Genomic DNA, 9,682 nt, shown 5'->3' with positions numbered 1-9,682 from the left:
ATCCGCGGTAGTTACCGAAGAGATGTTGAATCCTCCGAAAAAAGAAGATAAGAAAGAAAAAAAAGAGGATAAGAATCAATTAAAAGAAGATTTGGAAAAAGCCCAACAGGAAGAAGAAAATAAAAATAATTAATTTAAATAAAAATAGGAATAGAATATGAGTCATAATTTAAGATTAGCTTTCATTATCATAGGACTTGCAATTATGGGTTGGTTTATAGCCCCGACTGTGAGATGGTATTTCTTTACATCCGCCGACAAAAAAGAAGAGAGCAATTTATCTTTGGACGATATGATTGCCGAAGGTTATACGAAAGAAGATATAGACAGAGTTCAATCTTACAAAAGATTAAGAAACGAATCGGTTAATATGGGACTCGATTTGCAAGGCGGAATAAGAATAGTTTTGCAAGCGGATTTTGAAGAATATGCAAATCGACTTGAAAGAAATGTTTCTTCATTAAGCGCCGAAGAGAAAAACGAAGCGATGGACAGATTAATATCGAGGTTGCGAGGAAGAATAGACCAATTCGGAGTGAGCGAAGTAGGAATAAGGAAGCAGGGCGAGGATAGAGTAGTAGTCGAACTTCCAGGAGCGAGAGACCCCGACAGAATAAAGAGCGTGGTTTTGAGTCAAGGAGCTTTGACTTTTAATTTGGTTGACGAAGAATCCACAGCTTTAATAAATGAAAACGATATGGTTATGGGAGTTTTTACAAATTCTGCAAAAGTTCCAGAATATGGAAAACAATTATATTTTTATAGCGAAAAAGACGATTTCGGCAGAAGAGTGAGAGGCGCTCCCGTTATAGTAAATAAAGAGCCTTCGCTCGAGGGAAACGCTTTGATAGACGCAAATGTGACGGGCGGAGAATTCGGAGAGGCTAATGTTTCTTTTGAACTTAATAACGAAGGAGCTACTCAATTCGCTTTGGTAACCGCTCAAAATGTAAATAGAATGCTCGCTATAGTTTTGGACGATAGAGTCATAAGCGCTCCAAATATAAATCAAGAAATTAGAGGAGGCAGAGGAGTAATTACGGGCAGATTTACTATTGAAGAAGCGCAAGATTTGGCAAGAATATTGAAAGAAGGGGCTTTGCCTTTGAATGTTAAAGTTATAGAGGAAGCTGTTGTCGGGCAGTCGATAGGAGCGGACTCGGTAAAAGCGGGAACTACGGCGTTATTTATGGCTTTTATACTCGTCGCGGTATTTATGATAGCGATTTATAGACTTTCTGGCGTTCTTGCCACGATAGCGATGCTTGTAAATATTGTCCTCGTAATAGCGGTTTTATCTCCTTTAAGATTTACTCTAACATTGCCTGGAATTGCGGGACTCATTCTAACTATGGGTATGGCGGTTGATGCGAATATAATTATATTCGAACGTATTAAAGAAGAATTAAGAATAAAATCAAATATTGCCGATGCGATAATTTCTGGTTATGACAGAGCTTTTTCGACTATATTCGATTCGAATATAACGACAATAATAGTCGCCTTGATACTTTGGATATTCGGAAGCGGTCCCGTTCAAAGTTTTGCGATTACTCTATTTTTCGGTATTTTGATAAATCTGTTTACGGCGGTATTCATAACGAGATATATTTACGAAGAGATTATAAGAGCGAAAATCGTGAAAAAAGCGGGTTTTTTCTTTATATAAAAATATAAAATATCAATTAATTTAATTAAAATAAGGATTTGTAAATGAGTGACAAAGAAATAAAAAATAATAATACAAAATATAAAATTCCATTTGTGAAGTTTATGCCTATTGCGGCGGTTATATCTTCGATACTTTTCATAGCCTCGATTTGTATATTTGCACAAAAAATCAAAAGCGGAAATTTCAATTTGAGCATCGATTTTGCGGGCGGAGTCGAATTAAATGTAAAAATTGATAATCCACAAGTCATAAATATTGCGGAAATAAGGGCTTTATATTCCAACTTTGGAGAAGAGACGATTAATATACAAGAGTTGGAAGGCGAAGAAAATATAAATTCTTTTCTTTTGAGATTTAGAGGCTCGAACGAAGAGTCCGACAGAGCTATGAAAGTTCTTTACGATAATTACGGAGAGGATAAAGTTTCGTTAATCGGAAGCAATATTATAAGCGGAGTCGTTTCTTCCGACAATTTGAAATTGGCTTTTATACTTATAGTAATCGCTTGGATAATAATAATGATTTATATTGCGATAAGATTCAATCATCGCTACGCTTTGCCCGCGATTATAACTCTTATTCATAATGTGGTTATAGTATTCGGAATAATAACTTTCTTAAATAAAGAATTTTCAATATTGGTTTTATCTTCCATTTTGACTTTAATCGGTTATACGATTAACGATATAATAGTCGTATTCGACAGAATAAGGGAAAATTCCGACAGCCAAAAACCTTTTAAAGAAATAGTTAATTCGAGTTTAAATAATGTCGTTGGAAGAACCGTAATGACGAGCGTATCAACCTTGCTTGCAGCTGGTTCTATAATGATATGGGGCGGTTCTATACTTTATGATTTTGCTTTTACTTTCTTTTGCGGAGTAATCATAGGAACTTACGCGAGTAATTTTATAGCGAGTGGACTTTTAATACTTTTTATGAAAGGCAAGAAAGCTTAATTATTTGATAGCAAAGTTAATGGTTATGATTTGTATTATCTATTATTAAATAAATTCATTATTAATATTATCAACCGCCGAATTTCGATAAAATTACCGTAGCTAAAAATAAATAAATAGAAGTTCCGCTAATATCGCAAATCGAAGTGACTAAAGGAACGCTGCTTGTAGTCGGGTCTTTTTTAAGCTTTACGAAAATGAAAGGCAAACATAAACCAATTAAACTTCCTATTATGACAACCAATATCATTGATAACGAAACGACAAAAGCTATTGTCAAACCTCCTCTAAAAATCGCAAGCAACGAAACGGTTAAACCCATAGTTAAACCAAGCGCCGCCGATATTAATATTTCTTTCCCCAACATAAAAAGCCAATCGCTCTTTTTGACATATCCAATTGATAAACTTCTTATTATCAAAGTGGAAGATTGCGCTCCCGCGTTTCCAGCGCTGTCGATTAATAAAGGCAGAAAGAAAATGAGAGAAACATATTTGCTTATAGTTTCCGTAAATAGTCCGATAAAATAGCCCGAAATTATATTTATAAAAACCAATATAAAAAGCCACATAATTCTTTTTTTATATAATGTGAAAACCGATGCCTGTTTAATATTTCCCGAAAAATCATCGTCTACGCTTATAGCTCCGAGTTTATGAAAATCTTCGGTGTCTTCTTCTTCGGCAATATCAAAAATATCGTCTATTGTCACTATTCCTATTAAAGCGTTTTTTGAATCGACTACTGGAATATAAAGCAAATCGTATTTTCTTCCGACTTTTACCGCTTCCTCTTGGTCGGAATATACCGACAAATAAATAATATCCGTATGCATCAAATCTTTTATCGTTTCCTCTTCATTTTTCGCAAATAATAAATCTTTCAATAAAATATAACCCAATAATATATCGTTCTTACCTACAACATAAATAACCTCGAAAGTTTCCGAATCTTTTCCAAATTCTCTAATATATTCCAAAGTTTGTTTAATCGTAAAATCGGGATTGACATCTATATATTCTGGAGTCATTATTCTTCCAACGCTATCTTCGGGGTAGCCCAATAACTGTCTCGTAATATTCAAATCGGTTTCCTTCATTAAAGAGAAAATCTTTTTTGTAATATCGCTTGGAAGTTCCTCTAATAACGAAATTCTGTCATCGGGACTCATTTCATGAATCAAATCTTTCAATTCGTTATCGTTCATCGAATATATTAAAGATTCTTGTTCGTTCGAATCGAGTTCCGAGAAAACATAAGCGGCTTTTTCTGTCGATAATAATCTGAATAATATGCTTTTATTTTTATCGTTATCGAGTATTCTTATTATGTCGACTATTTCTGCGGCATGCATATCGGCTAAAGAATATTTTAATTTATCCCATCTTTTATTTTCTATAATATTGATAATTTCCGTGTATTCTTTATTTTGATTTGACATAAACCGCCCAATTTGATAAATATTTTTTTATATTTAGTATATCAATTCTTTAACAATTAATATATAATATATCAAATAAATTTCGATATTGATTATATCATTAATTGGATAAATTATATACTTAAAAGGAGTTATTTCAACATGAGTAAAATAAAAAGAATAGGGATACTTACAAGCGGAGGAGACGCTTCGGGTATGAATCCAGCTATAAGAAGCGTGGTTAGAACGGCTATAGCGAACGGGCTTGAGGTTGTGGGAATAAGAGAAGGCTATCAAGGTCTTATGTATAATAATGTTTACGACATGAACGCGGGAAGCGTTGGCGGAATCATTAATCATGGCGGAACTATATTATTTTCTGCAAGGTCGCCCGAATTCCAAACGGAAGAAGGAATGAAAAAAGCGGCGGATAATATGAAGTATCATGGAATGGAAGCTTTGGTAGTAATAGGCGGAGACGGAACTTATAGAGGCGCTTTGGATTTTGCAAATCATCATCCAGAATTCCCCATAGTCGGCATTCCTGGAACCATTGACAACGATATATACGGAACGGATTATACGATAGGATACGATACGGCGGTTAATGTCGCTATGGAGGCGATAGACAAATTGAGAGACACGGCTACAAGTCATGGAAGATGTTTCGTAGTGGAAGTTATGGGAAGACATGCGGGCTATATAGCTTTAGAAGTGGGAATAGCTTCTGGCGCGGAAGATATACTTATACCCGAAACTCCAACCAATTTGGATAAAATAGTCGAAGAATTACAACTCGCCAAAAAGAGAGGAAAAAAATCTTCAATAATTGTCGTTGCCGAAGGAGACGAATCTGGAGGAGCTATGGAAACGGCGAAACATATAGAAGGGAAAACGGGCTTCGATACGAGAGTTACCATATTAGGACATATGCAAAGAGGAGGTTCTCCTACTTCAAAAGAACGACTTATGGCAGCGAGATTCGGTTATATAGCGGTTAAGGCTTTATTGGAAGAAAAAACTAATATTGCGGTTGGAATTTGGAAAGGAGAATACACTTATACTCCTTTATCCGATGCCATTAAAAAAGTTCCTAAAATCGATCCTATAGATTTGGAGCTATGCAGAACTTTGGCTATATAATTATAAATTAAGTTATAAGTTTAATATAATCAAGGCTATAGTTTTATGAAAGAAAGTAAATCGATTTTGGGAATTAGAATAGACAATTTTAATAACGATTTTGACGATATTTTAGAGAAACTAAAAGACGAAAAAAACGCTTTAATAGTTACTTTAGATATTCATCAATTATTAAAAGTTCGTTCCAATAAAAAATTGAAAGAAACGGTAAATAACGCCTCTTTAGTTATCGCCTCTCATCATGCTATAGCCAAAGGTTATAAATTTATTCACAAAGAAAAATTGGAATATATGCAAGATTTTATTTTTTTCTCAAATATATTGTCGTATATAGATAAGAAAAAAATGTCTATGTTTTTATTTGGGGATAACGAAAAATACTTCTTTGCCATTTTGGAAAAAATAAAAAAAATATATCCTAATATAAGACATGTCGGAAATTTGGATAATCCGAAAAATAAAGAAGAATTGGAGAAAGTTTTTATAGGACTAAAAAAAATATCTCCCGATATGTTTTTAATATATATGCCTTTTAAAAAATCTCTATATTGGTATGCAAATAATAAAGAAAATTTAAAAGTAAAATTATGCGTCCCTATATTGAGACCATTAGACGGTTTTGCGGGAAGAATAAAATCCCCTAATATGAAAATATTGGAATCAAATAAAGAGGAATCTTTTTACCTAAAGAATAATTTATTTAGAATATTCCTATATTTAGATTATATATTTTTTTGGATACTTATTCTACTTGAAAAATTAACTTTAAAATTAAAGAGAAATTAAATCATTTAATTTCTCTTTTTGTTTTTCTTATATATAAGTCGTTTAATCTTTTAAAATCATTAATTTAAAGTTAGTAAAGTTTCTTGTAAAGCCGCCATATATTCTTTTGCCCTTGGAACATTTGGATTATTCGGATATTGAGAGACAAAAGAATCCAAAGTTTTATAAGAGTCTGAATATCTGCCGACTTTGAAATAAGATAAACCTATATAAAGCAAAGCTTCGGCGTCTAAAGTATCGATATTATTATTGTATCTAACCTTATTGTAGAATTCTATGGCTTTATCGTAATTTTTTTCATCATAATAGGATTGCCCGATTCTAAATAAAGCCTCTTCTTCATATTTAGTTCTCGGAAATAAAGTCGCTATTTTATTATAATACATTCTCGCTTTAACATAATTTCTCTCCAAAAACGATTTATGCGCTCTTGCGGGAACTTGAATTAAATAAGTTCTCATAACCTCGTCATAATAAACGCTCGTTTTATAGTATTGTAAAAAGTCTTCGTATATTTCAAAAGCTCTGTCGTAATCGTTCATATTGAAATAAACTCTCGCTCTTCCTAATACCGCAAGCTCGCCGTTAGCCCTTAAAAAATAACTCAAAGCCTCTCCGTATTTTTTTTGGAAAAATAATTGATAGCCGTATTCCATATTCATAGTTGAAGCTATATCGTTATCTTTAGCTCTCAAATTATTCTGTAATTTAGGCATTATATAATAGTCTGCGGCATTTTCCAAACGCGCTATATCAGCGTATGTTATTATGGCATTTGTGGAATAATTTATAAATTCTGGATTATCTATAATCTCTGTAAGTCTTTCTTTAGCCAAATGATATTTTTTTTGTCTTTTTAGAGAATCTGCGACCAAGAAATAAGATTGCGCTATATTATCCAAAGGTCTCAATTTTGTATCTATAGACAAATATTCGTTCAAATTATTTATAGCTTCATCATAATTGCCCATTTCATAATATCTTTTGCCTTTTTGAAAATATCTTTCGGGCGAAGATAAAGAGGATGCCTTGGTAATAAAAACTCCTCCCAAAATGGCAACTATGGTAATAACCGAGGCTAAAATCGCTGCATAAATTTTCATAATATATTCTCCATTAATTATAAATCGCTTAACACTTGATTAACCCAAAAATTAACTTCCGTTGAATTAATAGACTGTATGCGTCTAAATACATTCAAAGCGTTTTGTTTTTGATTTGTATTTTTATAGGCTTTTCCAAGTAGCAAATTAATATTATAATATAAATTTCTATTAACATTTTTTCTTGATACAGGTTCAAGTAAAGTAATTACGGTAGAATAATTTCCCAATCTAAATTGAGCCAAAGCTTTATTATATTCGTTCATATACATATCGTATTCCGTTTGAGCTGGAGGAGGAGTTTCCATAATATTATTAATAGTGGCTTCTATAGAATTAGTATTTACCATTCCGTCTACATTCTCATTCGTATTCATAATGTTCGTATATATATAATCCGTTTCGTTCGTGTCTCTATTTTTTATAGGATTATTCGAAATATTATTATTAGTTTCTCCCGTTATAATTATTTCTGTAGTATTATAGTAATTTGTTATATTATGATAATTAGTTTCATTATAATAATTTGTTTGCTCATAATAATTGGTTTGAGCGTAATAATTTGTTTCGGTTATAAAATTTGTTATCGTGTATGCATTCGTAATGAATTCATTATTCATTAAATTCGTATTCAAATTACTCGCAACTATTATCATTGTATTTGTATTGGTAATAATATTGGCATTAGGGTTTTTATATTCGAAAGAAATCGTGTCTACGTCCGAATCTGCCGTATAAAAACCTATATTATCTACATAAGATATTACCGCATAATAATATGTTCCATAAGATGGAAGTATATCAAGCACAGAATATGAATTAGCATTATTAGTCGCTTTTACCGAACCTATAACTGTCGCCGTAGTTAAAAGCGGTCTCGATAATATCGGATTATTGCTTCTATACACATAATAAGTTAAATTAGGATGATATATGCCTTGCCATTCGACATATAACGAATCTTCGTTTATAGCCCTTATTGAGATATTATTCGCCAATCTTTTAGAATTAGGCAAATTCGTAAAAGAATTATCGAGATTCGTAGAAGTTTGAGAATATAAAACTCCCGCCGTAAAAATAAATAATATTAAATTAAATATTAAAAATATCTTTGTTTTACAATATCTTATCTTATCCATAATTTATCCTCTTTACATTACTATATATATTCGGAATCGAATTATATAAAATTTAGGCATATTATAAAATAAATTTAAATTTTTTCCATAACTATGGCTACTAAAAAACCAAGACACATTGATAAAACTGTCGCCGCCAACATTGGAACGCTTAAAAAAGTTATATTGGGCCACAAACTCAAAAATGACACTATCAAAATCCCCAATACGAAACCGAAAACTATTCCTCTATATTTTTGAATCAAAATAGTTATTAATTTTGATATCGCGAAAATTCCTATAACTATTCCAACTCCTAAAAATATTAGAGGATAAATATAATTGAAATTCGATGTAATATTTGAAACAAAATAAGATATATTCTCGTATTCTCCCAATATCAGCAAAAGCAAAGAACCCGATATTCCGGGAATCACCATCGCTATCGCCGCCGCTATTCCGCAGAAAAATAATTTTATTCCGTAGACAACCGAAAAATCCGAATAAGTCGATTCTCCGATAGTTTTATTAATCTCGGGTTCGTTAATATCGAAATAAACGAATATAGCCATTATAAAAGCGCCCAAAAAGAAAGACAAAAATATTTTCAAATCGTATTTTTCAACCGTTTTCGTTACGAAAGGAAAAGAACCCAATACGAGTCCGACAAAAAATATTTTAGTTGGAATGGGATAATTGGCAAACAAAAAACTAATAATATTTAGAAATAAAAATATCGAAATAATAGCTCCCAAAAATACGGGAATCAATATTTTTAAACTTTCCGCGACATCTTTCCATCTTAATTTAATTAACGACATCGGAAGAGAGGATATCGAATAAGTTAATTTTTCGTAAATTCCAAGAACGAAAGCTATCGTTCCTCCCGATACTCCGGGAATCGCGTTCGCTATTCCTATAGCCATTCCTTTTATAAAATAGGATAAATACGCTCTCATAATATACTCCAATTTTATTTTAATTTATTTAAAAATATAAGCCATGAATTATTATAACGATTAATTATAATAATATTCATGGCTTATATAAAAATTATTAATCAATAACCGCGGTTATTTCAACTTCAACTAAAGCATCTTTAGGAAGAGATTTTACCGCTACGGTGCTTCTTGCCGGAGTATCGTCCGTAAAATAAGACGCGTAAACTTCATTAAACGCCGCAAAATTTGACATATCGCTTAAATAACAGGTAGTTTTGATTACATTTGAGAGAGTAAGGTTTTCCGATTCCAAAAGCCCCTTAATGTTTTCCATAACTCTTTCGGTTTGCTTTTTAATATCGTTTTCAATCATATTGCCGCTTACTGGGTCCAAAGGTATTTGTCCTGAAGCAAAAATAAAATTACCGCTTTTAACCGCTTGAGAATAAGGTCCTATAGCTTGCGGAGCTTTATGAGTTTTAATAATCTTTTTATCCATTTTCTTTTTCCTCTTATTAATTTAATATTATTTTTATTATC

General features: G+C 32.0%; 9 protein-coding genes. 4 read left to right on the top strand and 5 right to left on the bottom strand.

Going from position 1 to position 9,682, the window contains the following annotated elements:
* The first annotated feature begins 157 nt into the window (after window positions 1–157).
* Complete coding sequence (secD, locus tag EZH24_RS03545) at window positions 158–1,669, top strand: protein translocase subunit SecD (RefSeq protein WP_137997754.1); 1,512 nt, start codon at window positions 158–160, stop codon at window positions 1,667–1,669.
* A gap of 44 nt (window positions 1,670–1,713) precedes the next feature.
* Window positions 1,714–2,631 (top strand): protein translocase subunit SecF, encoded by a 918-nt coding sequence (gene secF, locus EZH24_RS03540; protein WP_137997753.1) that lies wholly within the window; start codon window positions 1,714–1,716, stop codon window positions 2,629–2,631.
* A 70-nt stretch (window positions 2,632–2,701) separates the two neighbouring features.
* Here secF and mgtE read toward each other — a convergent pair whose 3' ends face one another.
* On the bottom strand, window positions 2,702–4,072 hold the full coding sequence (mgtE, locus tag EZH24_RS03535; RefSeq protein WP_137997752.1) for a magnesium transporter: 1,371 nt from the start codon (window positions 4,070–4,072) through the stop codon (window positions 2,702–2,704).
* A gap of 141 nt (window positions 4,073–4,213) precedes the next feature.
* Here mgtE and pfkA point away from each other — a divergent pair, with 141 nt between their 5' ends.
* Both pfkA and EZH24_RS03525 read left to right on the top strand, forming a co-directional pair.
* Entirely contained in the window at window positions 4,214–5,194 is a 981-nt protein-coding gene (gene pfkA, locus EZH24_RS03530; RefSeq protein WP_137997751.1) for a 6-phosphofructokinase, read from the top strand.
* A 45-nt stretch (window positions 5,195–5,239) separates the two neighbouring features.
* Window positions 5,240–5,980 carry a WecB/TagA/CpsF family glycosyltransferase gene (locus tag EZH24_RS03525; protein ID WP_137997750.1) on the top strand — a complete coding sequence of 247 codons (741 nt, stop codon included), beginning with the start codon at window positions 5,240–5,242 and terminating at the stop codon, window positions 5,978–5,980.
* 59 nt (window positions 5,981–6,039) lie between these two features.
* Here the strand turns inward: EZH24_RS03525 and EZH24_RS03520 are convergent, their stop codons facing one another.
* The 4 genes from EZH24_RS03520 to EZH24_RS03505 all read right to left on the bottom strand — a co-directional run bounded on the left by EZH24_RS03520 (window position 6,040) and on the right by EZH24_RS03505 (window position 9,641).
* Window positions 6,040–7,083, bottom strand: coding sequence for a tetratricopeptide repeat protein (locus EZH24_RS03520; RefSeq protein WP_137997749.1), 1,044 nt, complete (start codon window positions 7,081–7,083; stop codon window positions 6,040–6,042).
* A gap of 17 nt (window positions 7,084–7,100) precedes the next feature.
* Window positions 7,101–8,222: a tetratricopeptide repeat protein gene (locus EZH24_RS03515; protein WP_137997748.1), complete on the bottom strand. Its 1,122-nt coding sequence runs from the start codon at window positions 8,220–8,222 to the stop codon at window positions 7,101–7,103.
* 74 nt (window positions 8,223–8,296) lie between these two features.
* Entirely contained in the window at window positions 8,297–9,160 is an 864-nt protein-coding gene (locus tag EZH24_RS03510; RefSeq protein WP_137997747.1) for a DUF368 domain-containing protein, read from the bottom strand.
* A gap of 97 nt (window positions 9,161–9,257) precedes the next feature.
* Complete coding sequence (locus EZH24_RS03505; protein ID WP_137997746.1) at window positions 9,258–9,641, bottom strand: RidA family protein; 384 nt, start codon at window positions 9,639–9,641, stop codon at window positions 9,258–9,260.
* Window positions 9,642–9,682: the final 41 nt, after the last annotated feature.

The organism is Brachyspira catarrhinii (assembly GCF_005518285.1).
Taxonomy (GTDB): domain Bacteria; phylum Spirochaetota; class Brachyspiria; order Brachyspirales; family Brachyspiraceae; genus Brachyspira; species Brachyspira catarrhinii.
Note: the sequence above shows the minus strand (reverse complement) of the source record. Positions and strands in the feature narration are given on the sequence as shown.